Annotated in this window: 14 protein-coding genes; 5 read left to right on the top strand and 9 right to left on the bottom strand. The window is 38.9% G+C overall.

Annotated elements, in window-relative coordinates; all coding sequences use genetic code 11:
- The 6 genes from AC5SLP_RS13640 to AC5SLP_RS13615 form a co-directional block, all read right to left on the bottom strand.
- Positions 1–829: MCP four helix bundle domain-containing protein (locus AC5SLP_RS13640; RefSeq protein WP_495255711.1), on the bottom strand; the 829-nt coding region annotated here is incomplete at its 3' end.
- A 94-nt stretch (positions 830–923) separates the two neighbouring features.
- Complete coding sequence (locus AC5SLP_RS13635; protein ID WP_495255710.1) at positions 924–2,276, bottom strand: OprD family outer membrane porin; 1,353 nt, start codon at positions 2,274–2,276, stop codon at positions 924–926.
- Positions 2,277–2,301: 25 nt separating this feature from the next.
- Positions 2,302–3,819, bottom strand: a complete 1,518-nt coding sequence (locus AC5SLP_RS13630) for a tripartite tricarboxylate transporter permease (protein WP_495255709.1) — start codon at positions 3,817–3,819, stop codon at positions 2,302–2,304.
- 13 nt (positions 3,820–3,832) lie between these two features.
- Complete coding sequence (locus AC5SLP_RS13625; protein WP_495255708.1) at positions 3,833–4,321, bottom strand: tripartite tricarboxylate transporter TctB family protein; 489 nt, start codon at positions 4,319–4,321, stop codon at positions 3,833–3,835.
- A 119-nt stretch (positions 4,322–4,440) separates the two neighbouring features.
- Entirely contained in the window at positions 4,441–5,400 is a 960-nt protein-coding gene (locus tag AC5SLP_RS13620) for a Bug family tripartite tricarboxylate transporter substrate binding protein (protein WP_495255707.1), read from the bottom strand.
- A 17-nt stretch (positions 5,401–5,417) separates the two neighbouring features.
- Complete coding sequence (locus AC5SLP_RS13615; protein ID WP_495255706.1) at positions 5,418–6,530, bottom strand: 2-methylaconitate cis-trans isomerase PrpF family protein; 1,113 nt, start codon at positions 6,528–6,530, stop codon at positions 5,418–5,420.
- Positions 6,531–6,705: 175 nt separating this feature from the next.
- Here AC5SLP_RS13615 and AC5SLP_RS13610 point away from each other — a divergent pair, with 175 nt between their 5' ends.
- Complete coding sequence (locus AC5SLP_RS13610) at positions 6,706–7,683, top strand: type 2 periplasmic-binding domain-containing protein (protein WP_495255705.1); 978 nt, start codon at positions 6,706–6,708, stop codon at positions 7,681–7,683.
- Here the strand turns inward: AC5SLP_RS13610 and AC5SLP_RS13605 are convergent.
- Positions 7,669–9,048: a sensor histidine kinase gene (locus tag AC5SLP_RS13605; RefSeq protein ID WP_495255704.1), complete on the bottom strand. Its 1,380-nt coding sequence runs from the start codon at positions 9,046–9,048 to the stop codon at positions 7,669–7,671. The two genes, AC5SLP_RS13610 and AC5SLP_RS13605, sit on opposite strands and share 15 nt — an antisense overlap.
- Entirely contained in the window at positions 9,045–9,713 is a 669-nt protein-coding gene (locus AC5SLP_RS13600) for a response regulator transcription factor (protein ID WP_495255703.1), read from the bottom strand. The genes AC5SLP_RS13605 and AC5SLP_RS13600 overlap by 4 nt, the downstream gene beginning before the upstream one ends.
- 491 nt (positions 9,714–10,204) lie before the next feature.
- On the opposite strand from AC5SLP_RS13600, the gene sdhA reads away from it, so the two are divergent.
- The 4 genes from sdhA to AC5SLP_RS13580 all read left to right on the top strand — a co-directional run bounded on the left by sdhA (position 10,205) and on the right by AC5SLP_RS13580 (position 16,261).
- Positions 10,205–12,052: an 8-methylmenaquinol:fumarate reductase flavoprotein subunit gene (gene sdhA, locus AC5SLP_RS13595; protein ID WP_495255702.1), complete on the top strand. Its 1,848-nt coding sequence runs from the start codon at positions 10,205–10,207 to the stop codon at positions 12,050–12,052.
- Complete coding sequence (gene sdhB / locus AC5SLP_RS13590; protein ID WP_495255701.1) at positions 12,052–13,011, top strand: 8-methylmenaquinol:fumarate reductase iron-sulfur subunit; 960 nt, start codon at positions 12,052–12,054, stop codon at positions 13,009–13,011. The genes sdhA and sdhB overlap by 1 nt, the downstream gene beginning before the upstream one ends.
- Positions 13,012–13,014: 3 nt before the next feature.
- Positions 13,015–13,869 carry an 8-methylmenaquinol:fumarate reductase membrane anchor subunit gene (sdhE, locus tag AC5SLP_RS13585; RefSeq protein WP_495255700.1) on the top strand — a complete coding sequence of 285 codons (855 nt, stop codon included), beginning with the start codon at positions 13,015–13,017 and terminating at the stop codon, positions 13,867–13,869.
- 1,150 nt (positions 13,870–15,019) lie between these two features.
- Complete coding sequence (locus tag AC5SLP_RS13580; RefSeq protein WP_495255699.1) at positions 15,020–16,261, top strand: ATP-binding protein; 1,242 nt, start codon at positions 15,020–15,022, stop codon at positions 16,259–16,261.
- A 319-nt stretch (positions 16,262–16,580) separates the two neighbouring features.
- Here the strand turns inward: AC5SLP_RS13580 and AC5SLP_RS13575 are convergent, their stop codons facing one another.
- Entirely contained in the window at positions 16,581–17,303 is a 723-nt protein-coding gene (locus AC5SLP_RS13575) for a hypothetical protein (protein WP_495255698.1), read from the bottom strand.
- Positions 17,304–17,322: the final 19 nt, after the last annotated feature.

Here is a 17,322-nt window from a genome sequence, read left to right as displayed (position 1 = left end):
GTTCATGTGAAACAGAGGCATTTTCACTGGAAGATGTTTTTGCATCAATAATAGTATTTTCAAGAGTTGAAACCAAATCGTTAAAACTTTGAACGATTTCACTGATTTCATTGGTTTTAGCATAATGAATTCTAAAATTGAGTTCTTTGTTACGCACAAAATTGGTGATACTATCACGTATAAGGTGTACGCCTTGCATAATATTGTTTCGGATGAGAAAGCCTAGGAAAATCGTTGAGACAATAATTAAAACGATGACAAGCGTCATCTCAGTACTTGCATTTCGTTTGGTATCTTGCGCTATCAGGGCATTGCGTTCTGAAAGATTTTCATTATACGTCATCTGTTCATCGACGGTATTGGTTAAATTAAGTGACATTTTTCGATTTTTGAGCATAAAATCTTTTGCTTCTACTTTTTTATCTTCTCGTGATAGTTGCAAAACTTGATCGGCCATTGCGATGTAGATGGCGTAGAGTTGTTTCTCTTTTTCATAAATTTCTTTATCTTTTGCATCGGATAAATAGTTATCATAATTCTTTAAATTCTTTTCAAATGTTCCGCGATAAGTACGGTATTTCTCCTCTAGTGCTTTGATGCCATTTTTATCTTGGACATCCGTTCCTATATGTTCCCACAGTAAAAGCCGAATTCGATAAAACCCTCTTTGCATATCATCCAATAATAATACGCTTGGTAGAGTGTTTTTTTGGCACGTGGTGGTCGTTGTATAAATTTGATCCATCTTAAGAAGGCTAATGCCAAAAATGATTGATGCACCTAAAATTGCAGACAGTAACATTAAAAAGAGTTGCCTAGAGAGTGTCATAGTTTATCCTTGTACTCTAAAATATCGCATTGGATGCACAGTGATTTTTTTACATGTAAAGATTGGGGCAAAATCACTTTGCCCCAATTCCCGTTTAGAATTTATAGTTTGCTCTAAATCGCAACTCATCCAAATCTGCTGTAAATTTAGTGTTGTTTGAGTAACGTGTTGTTTCGATCTCTTGTTTTTCATATTGAAGTTCTAAACTTAATCCCTTTAACGCAGGAACGGCATACGCCACACCCACTGCATAAGAGCTATAATCTTCACTGGTTGGATTTGTTCCAACTCTGTCTTGATTGGCAACACCGTGTTGTAAAATTCCTTTAAGCCCGGCAATTCCAGCCTTTGAAAAATCATATGTCACGTCTACACGGTAAGAGTCTGTGTTGGCACGAAGCGATGGGCTACTTGCTTTAACTAAAGTTGCGGTATAGCTTGATGCTCCATTACCGATACCTGAGATAACGGCATCATCTTTACTGGTTGTAGCAGCAGTAAATGCTGCACCAAAACCTGCCAATTCGCTAATCGAAATACGTCCAGCCGTTTGGGTACCATCAAATGTTGTTGTAACACCGCTTTTAGTAATTTTCAAATCTGTATCAGAGCCACGATAATTTAAATCAAATTTTAATTTAAAACCGTTCATAGGAAGAGTATAACTTGCCTCCGTATAGTATATATTTACATCTTTGATATTGGTTCCGGAATTAACATCATTTGCAGATGCATATTGCGCTGTCAAAGTCAGGTTTGGAATGGATTTATTGATAACAGCAAGGGTGTACGCATCATCAAAAAGATAGGTTGTACTTGCACTCATGCCTAAGAAAATTGCACGTTTTTCAAAATTTGGAGCATCGCCTTCTGCTGCGCCCATCCCCGCACTGGTTCTTCCTTGAAATTTATCAATAAAACCTGCCATGACGGTGGTTGCAGGAATGTCACTGTTCACAATCGTCGCACCCTCAAATGACTCTTTGACAATACGTGAGCCGCTACCATTAACAATAGGAGTCGAAATAAATTGACGGCCAATTTTTGCTGTTGTATTTTTTATTTTATAACCAAGATAAGCTTCTGAAAGAACTGCGCCTGAGCCATACATATCATCTTTGAAAGTAACTTTAGCTTCATCGTTTGCAAACGGTGAATAACTCGATTGCATCGTTGCCCCAAAAGTGAAACCATACAATGCATCCGTCACGTAATTTAAAATCACCGCTGTATCAAAAATACTTCCCGTTTTAGCGGCATCTTTGATAACAGAGGTGGGTGCTGTCGATGAGTTGAATTTTTCTGTATCTTTATCAAAATACCATGCTCTAAGCTCACCTTTTATTTTTCCGTTTTTGAATGCATCCGCTAACGTGTCTGCCGCGAATGAGGTGGTCCCTATACCAGCAACTAAAATTACCGCCAAGCTAAATCTAGCTAATTTCATACTTTACTCCTTTTGTAAATGTTTATTATTCTGCTTCGGTAACTGCTCGTTTCATTTTTTTGTTTTTTAAATACTGCGCAATCATCGGATAGAAAACAACCAACCCAATAAATCCAAAGATCACTAACGTGATAGGTCGCCCGAAGAAGCTGCTATAATCCCCCTCACTCAAGAGCAACTGTCGTCTAAAATTCTCTTCCATCATACGTCCCAAAACAAGTCCCAAGATAAGCGTTGCAGGTGAGAAGTCATACTTCTTCATAAAGTACCCAAACAGACCAAAGCCTAACATCATCCATACTTCGCCGATATCGTTGGAAACCGCGTACGCGCCAATGACGGAGAACATCACGATAATAGGTGCTAAAATGCTATAAGGAAGTTTCAAAATCGCCGCAAACGCTTTTACCGCTACCCTTGCCGCCGCAAAGACAACGACAGATGCAATAAACATCGATAAAAAGATCGCATAGAGCATCAAAGGCTGTTCTTTCATGAGTTGGGGTCCTGGTTGAAGCCCTTGGAGTACAAACGCAGCTAAGATAATAGCCGTAGTGGGAGAACCGGGAATGCCTAAAACAAGGGTTGGCACCATCGCACCGCCAGCGGCTGCGTTGTTCGCTGTTTCAGGAGCAATCACGCCTTCTTCCGCACCTTTGCCAAAACGAGATTTGTCTTTGGCCGAGCGCACGGCTTCGCCATAACTGACAATGGCTGCGATTGATCCGCCTGTGCCTGGTAAAATACCAATAAGCGTTCCGATAATCGCCGATTTAATAATGGTCGCTTTGTAAACAAAAAACTCTTTAAGGCTCAAAGATTCGATTTTGAGTTTTGTCTTAGTATCAAAACTTTGTGTCTCATGTCTATCAACAATCTGTTTTAAAATTTCACCCATCGCAAATGCACCAATCATGACAGGGATAAACTCAACGCCTCCTAGAAGACCTATTTCATTAAATGTCATACGTGCAACACCGGTCATCGGGTCCATGCCGATTAAGGCAATTAAAATACCGATCAAACCTGTAATCAAGGCTTTGATTAAGCTTTTTGAACCCACCGAAGCGATACACGCAATTCCTAAAACCGTCAATGCAAAATATTCTGGGCTTTGAATCTTAAGAGCGACTTGTGAAAGAGTTGGTGCTAAAAAGAGCATTGCAAAGACGGAAAAAATACTTCCTATTGCAGAGCCGCTCATTGCTAAACCTAACGCTTTTCCCGCTTTACCCTGTTGTGCCATCGGATAACCGTCAAAGGTTGTGGCACACGCTTCAGGTGTTCCTGGGGTATTAAACATAATCGCCGTAATTGAACCGCCGTACGATGCGCCTACATAAAGGGCAACCAACAAAATACATGAGGGAATAATTCCCATGTAGTAAGTAAAAGGTAGCATCAAGACAATACCCATTGATGCGCTAATACCAGGAAGCGAACCAAAAATAACACCAATAAGCATTCCGCCGATCACAAAAAAGAGATTGGTGGGAGTAAAGACGACATAAATCGCTTCAAGCAATAATGAGAAATCAAACATAACAACTCCTTTTTTAATACAGCAAGAAGCTAAGGTCTTGAATAAACCCCGCACCCCGAGGAAGCGGTACATGTAAAAGTTTTCCAAAAACCATCGTGAATCCAAAGGCTACACTCAAAGAAATAGCGGCAATCTTTATAGGCTTTCTTTGCCCTAGCAATACCATAAGAACCGCTATGAGAATGGTAGAACCTAAAAGATACCCAATCACGTCACTGGCAAAAATAAAAACGACAATGGAAGCAATCACTCCTATAAATTGAATGTTCAACTCTTCAATATGCCATTGTTTGGGTTTTTCCGATGCACTGTGTTCGTTATACTTTCGAAATGCGCCATAAAGTGAAACGGCCGTTAAAACAAAAGCTAGCATAATAATGGCTTTTGGAAAACCTGCTGCGCCAACCACATCCGTTACACGCGTGGTATCAATGTTGAGTGCGTCGTTATAAAAAAAGCCTAGCAGTATTAGCAAGACAATGTGAAATATAATCTCTCCCATAGGAACCCCCTTTTTATTAACTCTTAACACGCCTTTGAAGCTAAGCTCCAAAGGCTACGCTAACGCTGGGTTTTGCTCGGTGCAATGCCCACGCACCTTTGGTGCTTTTTTATTTTTAACTATTTTTTTAGTCCTATCTTTCTCGCAATAGGATCAAAGATTTGGTATTCTGCTTCCCATTGCTTTTTAAAGCCCTCCGCATCCAAGAAGCCCGGTGCGATATTGGTCAAAGTTTGCTCTGCAAAGGCTTGATACTCTTTAGAGTCATAGACCTCTTTTATCGCTTTAAGCAAACGTTCCTTAGCTTCTTTAGGCGTTCCTTTTTTTACCACAAACCCTCTCCAAGAGCCGATGGTAACGTTGTAACCAAGCTCAACCGTTGTTGGGACGTCTTTGAAAGCATCGATTTCATCAATGCGCTTGTCACTCAAAACAACCATCGGGCGAATCGAGCCGTCTTTGATATAATTGATCGCAGAGATGACTTTATCGAGGTAAATATCGACTTCGCCGCCAAGTACGGCCGCTTTGACTTCAGAGCCTGATTTATAAGGGACAAATTTGATTTTCATATTGGTTGCATCGGCAAGTGCCGCGAGCGTCATATCATCCAAACCACCTGGGCTTACGCCAGCAAAAGTGAGCTCATTTTGACGACCGTATTCGACCATCTCTTTAAAACTCTTAAATTTACTGTTTTTTTGCACACCTAAAATATACATGTCGGATTGGATACGGCATAAAGGCTCAAAATCGCGCATTAATTTCACAGGAGCTGTGCCTAAAACATCGGCAATGACATGTGAAGGAGTAATCTCTAAGACGGTATAGCCGTTATTTTTTTGCTGTGCCGCATAGACCATACCGATGAGTCCGCCGCCGCCTTTTTTATTGATCGCTTGGACGGGTTGCGGAAGTTTTGTTGTTAATAACTCTGCATATTTTCGTGCAAAAATATCACTGGCGCTGCCTTCGCCAAAAGGAACCACCATCTCAATAGGGCGTTCTGGGTATGCAGCGGTGGCGTTGGAAACAAGGCCCATAAGTGCTAATGCCATAATCGGCAACCATTTTTTCATTGTCTGCTCCTTCGATTTTAGATTGTATAGCTGTTTTTGGTGTAAACTACACCTTTCATAATGAGCCTAGCTGTTCTAAGCACTGTCACGCCTTTTTTGCTTTCATCTTCATAATATTTTGTCTGCATTATGCCGCCAGGATGTCCGATGCGTAAATCACCTTGAACGTTCTTGGTGATGTCATAGACTAAAGAACCTTCTACCTTTGACGCGAACGTCACGCAAACTGCTCCTGTAACGGCTAACGCTTGGTGGGGTTTTTGCATAGACATCATCCGTAAAGAGATGTCATAGCTGTTTGCAGCCCAACTTCTTCCTTTGACATCGTTATAGGTCGTAGACACATCAATCAAGGTCGCTTTTGGAACGGCAGGACTCTCTTTTGTTGCACGCTCTTTTGGGCAAAATCCACACAATTCAGCACCAATGGAGCGAACTTCTTCAATGCGCGCCAAGGCCGCATCGTCCAATTCGGCAGGTAATTCATTGCCTCTAAGCCCAAGATCAGAAGCTTTCATAAAAATAAGCGGATTGCCTGCATCGACAATAGAGATAGGAAGTTCACCGAAGGATGTTGTTACGTTTTGTATCACATTGTCGGTGGGTAAAAGTTTTCCCGTGACAGCGCCTTCAGGGTCACTGAAGGTTATTTCAATGGCTGCGGCACGGTTTGGGACACCAGGAATTTCAAGATCTCCTTCCTCAACGGCCATACCGTCTTTGACTAAAAAGCGTGAAAGGATGATTTTTTTTGTGTTGGTATTATAGACACGCACGCATACCATTCCATCTTCTGCATGCACCATTTTCTCATTGACCGCATACGGGCCGACGGCTGATGAAATATTGCCGCAATTCCCTTTGGTATCGACCATTTTATCCGTAATGCTGACTTGGCAAAAGGTATAATCGACATCGGCATCGTCTCGACTAGATTGACCGATGATAGCGACTTTAGAGGTAAGTGAATTGCCTCCACCTAAACCGTCAATTTGCCTCGCATCAGGACTTCCCATAACGTCTAGGAGAAATGCATCTCTCTCTTTCTCATCTTTTGGGATATCCTCCGTTTTAAAAAAAGCTGCTTTTGAGGTTCCGCCACGCATGATGACACACGGAAATGCTCGCATCTATAGCCTCCTTAAGATTTACTTTGGGCTGATGCTAACATTGAAGTCTGTCATGAACCTTGCGCCCTCAAAAATGAAAAAATATGACCGTGAATGACATGAAGATGATTACTAATTGTTACATGTAATGTAGCTTATGTTATACTAAAAATGATTTTTGGATAAGGAACACTCTATGATGCGTTTATGGTGTTTTATTTTTGTAATCTTTTTTGGCTATTCAACGCTTCAATCAGGCGATTTTTTCCCACAAAAACCTATACGTCTCATTGTTGGATTCGGGGTAGGGGGTAGTAGTGACAGACTGGCACGTGCTATGAAACCTTTCTTACATGAGATGTTTAAAACAGACATTGAAATTATCAATATGGAAGGAGAGGGCTCTCAGGTCGCGGCTTCTTACTTCTTATCTCAACCGGATGATGGTTATACGATTTTTTGTTCCACTTTTACTCCCTATCTCGCGTATTCGATTTTAGTGAATCACGCTAATTATTCGCTTGATGATTTTGATTTTATCAACCTTCAGTGGTTTGATCACGATATTATTGCCGTTCACGCCGATTCGAGTTTTAAGTCTTTGCCAGATATTCTCAAAATACTCAAAGAGAAAAAGAAAAAATTGAAAATTGCAGTGATGGAGGATTCGAGTGGGCATATATTGTTGAAAATACTTTTAAAATATTACGGTATTCCTGAAAATAATGTTGAAATACGCCTTTTTAATAACGGGAAAATGGCGCGCGATGCTATCAAAGATAAACAAGTCGATGTGATTATTATTAGTTCGCAAGGCAGCGAATTAATTCGCGAGCAGATACGAACCCTCGCAGTATCGAGTGCGGAACGTCATCCTCAGTGGGATGTTCCTACTGTGAATGAGGCCATAGAGCCGCTGGGTTTTCAAATTCCTCTTTTTACCGGTTCTATGAGAGGTTTTGCCGTTGCAAAATCATTGAAAGAAAAATATCCTGAACGCTACGATATTTTGGTAAAAGGCTTTTTAAAAGTTTTGGCAAAAAAAGAGGTGCAAAAATATTTACGAGAAGAACGAATAGGGAGCACATGGACGGGACCTAAAAAATCAACGAAATTCATGCATGATACATTTTGGATATATGAACAAAATGCGCATTTACTACTGCAGCACTAGAGGAAAGCTTATACGAACTTCTAATCCATGTGGCAAGCGATTGCTAAGCGACATAGTCGCATTATGGAGTTGCGCGATATGCTGAACAATTCCAAGCCCTAAGCCACTGCCATGTTTGTTCATATCTACACGAAAAAATCGCTCGCAAACCTTCTCCAAATACTCCTTAGCAATACCAGGTCCTTCATCACATACGGTTAAAATGACTCGTTGATTTTCTTCATGAAGACTCAGCGTAATCGTTCCCATCGGTCTATTTTCATGGTCTCTGGCATGAATGAGCGCGTTATCGAGAAGATTTTGGATAAGGCTTTCTAAAATAATAGGACCACCGTTAATCCATAATCCCTCTTGAGCGTCAAAGGCAAATTCAAATCCTTGGGCATAAATGAACGGTACTTTTGCCATAGCGATCTTTTCACACAATTCATAAAAATTTAAAGGCTTGAAGCGCACCCTATCAAATGCATCGGGATTGGTTTTGGCGTACATCAAAAGTTGTTGCGTGGTATGCGTCATTGTATCAACGATCCTGATGCATTGCTCTTTTGTGCGTGCTTCGTGTAATGATTCTCCCATCTGTAAGACAACCTTGAGTTCCGCCAGCGGCGTACGCAGTTGGTGCGATACATCGGCATTAAAGTGTTCGATATGTGAAAAACTTTTTTTAAGTTTGATAAAGAGCTGATTGATACTTTTCACCAACGAGAGAACTTCAAGAGGAATACGGTGTTCATCAATAGGCGTTAAGTCATGGATGTCACGTTTTTGAATAGAGTGTTGAAGATCAATCAGAGGTTCGAGTCCTTTATTGACCGCAAATAATGAAATTGCAATGACAACAAAAATGATAATGCAGGTGACGCCGCTAATGGCTATAAAAATTTCTTCAATCATACTATAGCGGTCTTCGAGGGTTTCTGCAACAATAATCGTAGCGTTATAAGGGATGCTGTTGCGATACATCTTATGTGTAATTAAAAGAGCACGAATATCTTCACCTGCATAGACAGCATCGTAGAACGTGACGTCGTTGAGGCGTTTGTTTAAAAGAGGTCTTGGAATGGCTTCAAAGCCTGAAATAGTTGTTCTATAATCGTCCTCAATGGCGTAAAAAACACTTCCTTTGCCTGAAGCCGTTTGCAGGTTGATCCCAAGTTCTGGCACTTTAAATTGGATTTCACCATTTTGTACATAGAGTCGGTTGATGATATTGCGTGCTTCAGAGAGCAGAGCACCATCAAAGTGTTTGTTCACCTTATATTGTAAAAAAAGAAATAAAGAGCCAAAAGCGACCAGCGCCACGACAATCAAAGAGTAACTAAGCAGATCGATAAGGCGTGAGCGGATCGAAAACGTTTTCATTGAGGTTTGGTAATTAAAATATATCCCAACCCTCGTACGGTTTGAAGCGTCGCATTGTCTCCAATTTTTTTACGAAGTCTTGAAATATAGGTTTCAATGGCAGTTGGATTAAAATTGTCGTCAAATGCAGCGATATGAGAAGCGATATTTTCTTTACTTAATACTTGATTAGCATGAAGAAGCAGTTGCTCGAAAATACTGGTTTCACGGTAACTTAAATCAACACGCTCACCTTTACATGTAAGGGTTCGCGAATTGGTATCAAAAACAAGATTGCCTATGGTAATTAAAGAGAGTCCATCTTGTAGTACCCGTCGTAAAAGGGCATTGACACGTGCAACAACCTCTTCAAGGGCAAAAGGCTTGCACAAATAATCATCGGCACCGCTTTCTAATCCTAAAATTTTTTGATCCAATTTATCACGCGCCGAGATGATCAAAACAGGAATTTTAGACTGATGTTTTCTTAAATACTGCAATAAATCCATCCCGTCTAAATTCGGCAATCCAAGGTCTAATACTAAAAGATCATAAGGCTCATATTCTAAAACTTGCTTGCCTTCAATACCATCGTTTAGGACATCGACGGCATACCCTGCATGACTAAGTGCATGTGAAATTCCTAATGCTAATGTTTCATTATCTTCAAGGACTAAAATTCTCATTGACGTTCTCTTAAGTATAAAGATTGTTGCAATCATAGCATAAGCTTTTAAAAGAATAAATTTTTTTAGCCATGTGTATTCTCATGACTTGTGCAAGGTATGCGACAGACTTAATCGCTAAAATTCTGAAATATTTCTAAAGTATCAATATTAAAGTTTTTTAATAAAATAAATTGCTATATCGAGGAGAAATATTAAATAGGATGCCTTCATATCGGCAATCGTTTGATACTTTTTGGGCTTTTACCCTAAATATTTAGAAATAATAGAGTCAATTTTTATTTAGAATCGACCTCAAAAATAAAAAATTATAGAGAAGGTTTAAAAATTAAAATTGATTTTCTGGCAAAAGAGATCGTTGAGTTATTTTGAGTTGTGATGACGTTGATATCCCCTACCGTCATCACACTTGAAGTTTTATTTTAAGAATGGTTAGAAAGTTTCATGCTAAGTATTCTTAAGCAAAATCTATTTTAATTAGAGGAAATCTTATGAGTGAACAGTTTACCAGAAGAGAATTTCTGCAATCAGCTTGTATTACCATGGGTGCATTGGCGGTCAGTACAACAGGCGTCGAAAAAGCGTTTGCTTCTTCTACGACATTTACCAATACATCCGGTATGCCAAGTTGCGATATTTTAATTATTGGTTCCGGTGCTGCAGGTCTTAGAGCGGCAGTTGCGGCTAGAAAGAATAATCCCAATCTAAGCGTCGTGGTTGTCAGCAAAGTGATGCCAACGAGAAGTGCTACGACGATGGCTGAAGGTGGAATTAACGGCGTAATTGATTTTAGCGATGGAGATTCTTTTGAATCACATGCTAAAGATACAGTAAAAGGTGGTGATTACTTAGTCGATCAAGACACGGCAATGAAATTTGCGACTTATGCAGGTGCCGCAATTCATGAGCTAGATTATATCGGTATGCCTTTCTCTCGCGATAGCAACGGACATGTTGCGAAACGTTTTGCCGGCGGTGCGGCAAAGAAACGCTGTAACTTTGCTGCCGATAAAACGGGACATATTTTGACACATACCTGTTTAGATGATGCTCTCAAACACGGTGTGAAATTCTTGATGGACCATCATATGTTAGACCTGAGCATAGAAAATGGTCACTGTGAAGGTGTTGTACTTCGTAACATTCGTACCGGCGACATCGCTCCTGTTCGTGCGAAATCTGTCGTTTTAGCAACAGGCGGCTATACCCGCGTCTTTTGGAACCGAACATCCACCCCTTACATTGCAACAGGGGATGGTGCGGCAGCAGCTTTAAGAGCAGGTTTAGCGTTTAAAGACCCTGAAATGCTTCAGTTTCACCCAACGGGTGTCTGTCACGGCGGTTCACTTATTACCGAAGCGGCACGTGGTGAAGGTGGTATCTTACTCAATAACCAAGGCGAGCGTTTTATGAAACGTTACGTTCCTAATAAAATGGAACTAGCCCCTCGTGATATTGTTTCTCGTTCTATTGAGAATGAAATTCGTGAAGGTCGCGGTTTCGGTCATGATATGGAAGCGTATGTGCTTTTGGATGTAACGCATTTGGGTCGTGAAAAAATCATGAGAGACTTACCTCAAATTCGCCATATTGGTCTTTTGTTTGAAAATATGGACTTAGTCGAAAAACCAATTGCGATTCGTCCAACGGCGCACTACTCCATGGGTGGTATTGATGTGACGAGTCTGGATACCATGGCTACAACCGCTCCTGGACTTTTCGCTGCAGGTGAGGCCGCTTGTGTCTCCATTCACGGCGCAAACCGTTTGGGTGGTAACTCTTTGTGTGATGCAACCGTTACAGGAAAAATCGCTGGTATCAATGCAGCAGAGTATGCGGCAAAAGCAGATTTTGGTGGTGGAAAACGTCTAACTGACTTGACGATAAAATGGATAAGTCACTTTAAAGAGATAACGGGTTCTGGTAAAGGTAATGTCAATGACATGTATGCTTTGCGTGAAGAACTTGGTGCTGCAAACTGGTATAACATGGGAATTTTCCGTACCGAATCAAAAATGCTCGCCCTTGCAGAAAAGCATGCAGAATTACAAGCACGTTATGACGCACTGCGCATTCCAAATACAAACCCCGTATGCAACACGGCATTTACAGAGTATGTAGAACTTGGCAATTTACTGCTTGCATCACGTGCGGCACTCATGGGAGCTACGGCGCGTAAAGAATCACGTGGTTCTCACTTTAGAGAAGATTACCTTAAACGTGATGATGCAAACTTTTTAAAACACTCGATGGTCACGATGGATGAGAGTGGTAAGATGCACTTAGCATGGAAAGATGTTGTGGTCGGTCAGTTCAAAATTGAAGAGAGGAAATACTAATGAAATTTATCATTGATCGCTTTGATGGCAAAAAAAATTATCAACAAACGTATACGGTTGAGAAGAAAGATATTGAAGCATTAACCCTTCTTGGTACATTGCTTTTCATTAAACAGCATCTTGATCTCTCGCTCAATTTCACAGCATCCTGTCGTATGGCAATTTGTGGTGCCTGTGCCGTACGTGTCAATGGACATTCGCATCTTGGTTGTGATACCAAAATGACAGAGCTTTTTGAAGAGTATAAAGATGCAGATACGTTCCATATCTCTCCACTTGCAAATTATAGAGTGATTTCTGATCTTGTTGTGGATTGGGAGCCTGCTATTGAGAATTTGCGTAAAATCAAACCGGGTCTTGTAGCCAAATCTGAATTCTCAGAAAAAGAGGGATGTATCCAAAATCAAGAGCAATATGACCGTATTGTGAAACAGTGGGATTGTATCCTTTGTGGCTGTTGTGCTTCTGAGTGTAATAAACTCACCGCTGATAGAAGCGACTATATGGAACCGTTCGTTTTTACGCAGGCATGGCGTGTTGCGAACGATTCACGTTCAAAAGATCCAATGATCCATACAAAACCAGCAGTCATGAATGGTCTATGGAATTGTGTTCACTGTCAAGAGTGTGCTAATCGCTGTCCTAAACATATCAGCGCGGCAGATGACATTGCGGGACTTCGTGCATTGGCATTGAAAAAAGGCTTAAATTCAGGTGTTGGTCCTGCACACGCACAATCATTCTACACAGACTTGGTTGAAGATTCAGGACGCCTCAATGAAATCAGACTTGCGCTTAGAACAGAAGGTATGAGTACCGCACTTCGTGCAGGAACGGCCATTACCCTTATGCGTGCAGGCAAAATGAACCCACTGGAAGTCTTTGGTGGTCATGAAATTGAAGGTCATAAAGACTTAGTAAAAATGATTGAAGCAGCGCATGCTGCAAACAAGGAGTAACGTATGCAAAAAGAATTTGCTTTTTTCCCTGGATGTGTGCTTACTCAAGCCGCGATTGAAGCTAAAATGTCGCTTGAAGCTATAGCACCATTATTGGATATTAAACTTAAAGAGATTAATGGATGGAGTTGTTGTGGTGCTTCTCAAGCACAAGATGTTGATCCATTGGCAACGTTGGTAGCCAATGCAAGAAATCTAGCCCTTGCTGAGCAGATGAATTTGCCTGTACTCACCACATGCAGTACCTGTTTATTGATGTTACGTCGTGCAAAAGCGCAACTTGATGGTGGTGAAAAAGAGCGTATCAATACGTATCTTGCCAAAGGCAATATGAACTATAAAGGTACCAGTGAAGTGACCAGCCTTCTTTGGGTATTGGCGCAAAATGCTGAGTTGATTAAATCTAAAGTAAAAAAACCTCTTACCGGTCTTAAAGTCGCTGTTTTCTATGGTTGCCATAGTGTTCGACCTGAAAAAGATTTAGGTTTTGAAAGCTCTGTTAATCCAACCAGTTTTGAAACGGTCGTGAAAGCATTAGGCGCAGAGGTTGTTCCTTTTGCAAAACGTTTGGATTGTTGTGGATTCCATGCGGTCTATCCTGCTGAGAAAACGGTTATGAAAATGACCAGTGGTATTGTCAATAGTGCTGCCGAATCCAAAGCAGATTGTGTTGTCACTCCGTGTCCTCTTTGCCAAATGCAATTAGACATCTACCAAGACGATGCACAAGAGACAACAAAGTCAAAAGCGCGTGTTCCCGTTCTTCACCTCTCCCAACTTGTAGGTTTGGCGTTAGGTGTTCCTGCTAAAAAGCTAGGTCTTGACTACAACGTTATCGATACGAGCAAATTAGGATAAGGTTATTGGTTTCACTGAGTGATATATCTTGTATTGACATTCGGTGAAACCTCACTAATACGTAACGTTTGAGAGCCTAAAGGTAAGTCCAAAGAAATCCATTTAACAATTTTCTTTCTAAAATTATTGAATACAAAACATTGTACTTATTTGATAGAACAATTGTTATATACCTGATTGATATGCTATAGCATACTACTGAACAATTTCATCAAGAATTCCCTGAGTATGAAGTTGAATGGTTTCTTTACACGTGTGACAATTCCCATTGAATACAAAATTAACGGTAAAACACCATATAGAGAGAATAATGACTGCAAAAAATTTAAATTTCATTCCTGAACCTTATTTGAATTATTTTAAAAATTATAATGATTCAAAGGTTTTTTAAAGAGTCTTTTTTGCATTAAAAACTGGCGACTTCTGCGCTTCGTTTGACAAGATATAAAAGAGACCGCAGCATATATTAACATTTTGGTAGGTAACCTTAGCAGAAAAAAGATGAAGGTATTATTCTATTCTCAAAGTTAGGGGAAAGAGTTATATTTTCAAAATATGACTTAGATGAGTATGTAGCAAAGAAGAGATCAACCACTACCCAAAAGAAAGTAAGTTAAGATTATTTTTGCTTGAAAGTTCATACAAAAAGAATGGTGCGGATAAAGAGACTCGAATTCTTTTTAGTAACCGTTAATGTCCTAAAATAGGCATCTTCATCATCATTAGCGTCTATTAAAATACACTAAAAAGGCACCATTTAGGCACTAAAATCTCTATCTTTGTATACCTCACAAATTTAATTTTTTAACCTCAAAAACATAGACAAAGAAGCACACATAAATTTTATAGCAGTGTGTTGACATCATGTAAGCAGTGAAGAAAAGTCCTTAAAATAGATGCTTATAAGATTGTTAGCAGTAAGTAAGCAGTGGGTTAGCACCTATTCTCTTATAAACTATACTAAACTTAATAAGAAGATATTTATAAATAAATATCTCTCTATCTTAACTAAATAAAAAAATGAAATTATCGTAACTATTATTGCGATGGTTGTTGGAAGAAAAAGAGAGATAATTTAGAAGTTATTTATATGTATTGTATTACATATAAATTTTATGTATAATTGTGTTATAAAACATTAGGATAGGCTATGCTGGAAGAATTATTTATTAAAAGTCGTGAATTTATAGCACTTAATAACCAAGTATATAAGCGTTATTTTTTAACAACAGAACCATTAGAACATAGACTTTCCATTATTGTTGGAGCAAGAGGTATTGGTAAAACAACGACCATTGCACAATATATGAGTTTGCATTATAAAGAACATGAAGCTTTGTATGTTAATCTTGATGATATCCAGAACACCTCCCAATTTAGTATGACAGAGATTGCAGAAGAATTTGTTCTAAATGGCGGAAAATTGTTATGTTTCGATGAGATTCACAAATATAACTCTTGGTCAGCAGAGCTTAAAAATATTTATGATCGTTTTGGTGAACTTAAAATTATTGCTACAGGAAGTTCGGCTTTACAAATCAATCAAGGTAGCCATGATTTAAGCAGAAGAGCTATTGTCTATACAATGGTGGGCATGAGCTTTCGAGAATTTTTAGAATTGCATTATGGGTTTAAATTTAGCCCATATACCTTACAAGATATTTTAGAAAAGCATGTGGAGTTAGCAACAGAGATTAAAAAACAGATTGAACAAAAAGAGCATAAGATTATTCCTTTGTTTAAAAATTATCTAAAATATGGCTATTATCCTTACTATTTATCAATGCCCAATATAACACTTTTCTTACAAACACTACAACAAAACATTAATGTCTCCATTGAAAGTGATTTACTCTACATCTATCCGAAACTCAATGGTACCAGTATTAAAAAAATCAAAACCTTACTTTCTATTATTATCAAAAGTGTACCGTTTGAACCCAATATGAGTGATATGAAAAAAGCAGCTGATATCACCGATGATAGGACTTTAAAAGAGTATCTTTCAAAGTTAGATGATGCAGGGCTTATTAAGCTTTTGATGCGGAATGCTTTAGCTATGAAGTCTATTGATAAACCAGAAAAGATTTATCTCGCCAATCCAAATTTAATGTACACAAAAGAGCCTGATATTGGGAATTTGAGAGAAACTTTTTTCGTAAATCAATTAGACAATTATTATAAAATCAAACGAAGCCTTAGTGATGATGGTATCTTTGCTGGTAAAAGTGGAGATTTTTATTGTGAGGAAAAATATACATTTGAGGTGGGTGGTAAAAAGAAGGGATTTGGTCAAATTAAAGACACCCCTGATTCTTATGTTGTGAGTGATGATTTGGAAATAGGAATTGGGCATAAAATTCCATTATGGCTCTTTGGATTTTTGTATTAGTTAAATGTAAAGAAAGAGAAGTCTATAAAGAGACTTACAAACTTTAATATGTGTAATCGACCCATTTATGGTATGGTTATACATATTAATCATACTATTTTGGAACATGGATGAACCATGGTAAAGTGATTGAACTTGATGCGTTTCAAAGCTATGTTGACAGACCCGCTTCAAAAGAGCAGTTTTATAGAAATATCATTGATTTTGGGGATAAGAGTAGTATGCTTTTCCCTAGCATCAAGTATATTTTTACATCTTATTTAAAATCCATATTCAGAAAATAGCTGGCATAATCGTCTAAAAAAGATTAAAGCTCTTTTTAGATAATGCTTGTGACTTGTTGTTTTAAATAATCAAGGATTTCTTTTCCATAAGTATTGGCATTACGATTAAGATACATTGGATGATAGGTTCTAAAGGCAATTCCATTGAAGTTTTCAAACCCTGGAAAATGTTTTAGATCTAAGTGACAGCATTTCCATTCATTCACGCTTAATGCATCGATCTTTTTATAGAGTTTTCGATAATCGCCATCTTGTTTGATGATCGGATCAATGAAGAGCTTATCATAGACATGCCCAGTAAAAAAAAGAATGATTTTAGGCTGAATGATCTCGATCTCTTTTGCTAAGATGCCTTTGTGGAATGCAAGGAGCTCTTTGAGTTGTTCATCACTGGCATTGGAGATGTTTTTCGTTTTACTCTTATCGCCCAAATCGAATTTAAACATATTATTAAAGACTGGAATCATCTCGTCTGATCCCATAATGTGCTTAGCATACGCAAAATACAATCGATTATGCTCTTTATAGTTGTCATGGTAGTCTTTATAGACTTTCATTTGAGCTTGAACGCCAATTCTTTTAAACGCTTGCCAATCATAAAACCATTCATTTGTCTCTTGTCCAACAATCATCACATTAGGATTTTGGTTGTGAACTTCTAAACTCATTAAGTATGGGGATGAAAGGCTTGCAATCACATCGTTTTTATAAAACTTTTCTTCATACAATGCTTCTAATTGCTGTTGTTTTGAGTGCATTCTTTTGAACCCTATCTGT

The organism is Sulfurospirillum sp. E15m, assembly GCF_059415145.1.
Note: the sequence above shows the minus strand (reverse complement) of the source record. Positions and strands in the feature narration are given on the sequence as shown.

What these genes read in the sequence shown, in the direction of transcription:
- AC5SLP_RS13635 (WP_495255710.1), bottom strand. Translation starts at nt 2,276, where the DNA reads ATGAAATTAGCTAGATTTAGCTTGGCGGTAATTTTAGTTGCTGGTATA.
- AC5SLP_RS13630 (WP_495255709.1), bottom strand. Translation starts at nt 3,819, where the DNA reads ATGTTTGATTTCTCATTATTGCTTGAAGCGATTTATGTCGTCTTTACT.
- AC5SLP_RS13625 (WP_495255708.1), bottom strand. Translation starts at nt 4,321, where the DNA reads ATGGGAGAGATTATATTTCACATTGTCTTGCTAATACTGCTAGGCTTT.
- AC5SLP_RS13620 (WP_495255707.1), bottom strand. Translation starts at nt 5,400, where the DNA reads ATGAAAAAATGGTTGCCGATTATGGCATTAGCACTTATGGGCCTTGTT.
- AC5SLP_RS13615 (WP_495255706.1), bottom strand. Translation starts at nt 6,530, where the DNA reads ATGCGAGCATTTCCGTGTGTCATCATGCGTGGCGGAACCTCAAAAGCA.
- AC5SLP_RS13610 (WP_495255705.1), top strand. Translation starts at nt 6,706, where the DNA reads ATGATGCGTTTATGGTGTTTTATTTTTGTAATCTTTTTTGGCTATTCA.
- AC5SLP_RS13605 (WP_495255704.1), bottom strand. Translation starts at nt 9,048, where the DNA reads ATGAAAACGTTTTCGATCCGCTCACGCCTTATCGATCTGCTTAGTTAC.
- AC5SLP_RS13600 (WP_495255703.1), bottom strand. Translation starts at nt 9,713, where the DNA reads ATGAGAATTTTAGTCCTTGAAGATAATGAAACATTAGCATTAGGAATT.
- sdhA (WP_495255702.1), top strand. Translation starts at nt 10,205, where the DNA reads ATGAGTGAACAGTTTACCAGAAGAGAATTTCTGCAATCAGCTTGTATT.
- sdhB (WP_495255701.1), top strand. Translation starts at nt 12,052, where the DNA reads ATGAAATTTATCATTGATCGCTTTGATGGCAAAAAAAATTATCAACAA.
- sdhE (WP_495255700.1), top strand. Translation starts at nt 13,015, where the DNA reads ATGCAAAAAGAATTTGCTTTTTTCCCTGGATGTGTGCTTACTCAAGCC.
- AC5SLP_RS13580 (WP_495255699.1), top strand. Translation starts at nt 15,020, where the DNA reads ATGCTGGAAGAATTATTTATTAAAAGTCGTGAATTTATAGCACTTAAT.
- AC5SLP_RS13575 (WP_495255698.1), bottom strand. Translation starts at nt 17,303, where the DNA reads ATGCACTCAAAACAACAGCAATTAGAAGCATTGTATGAAGAAAAGTTT.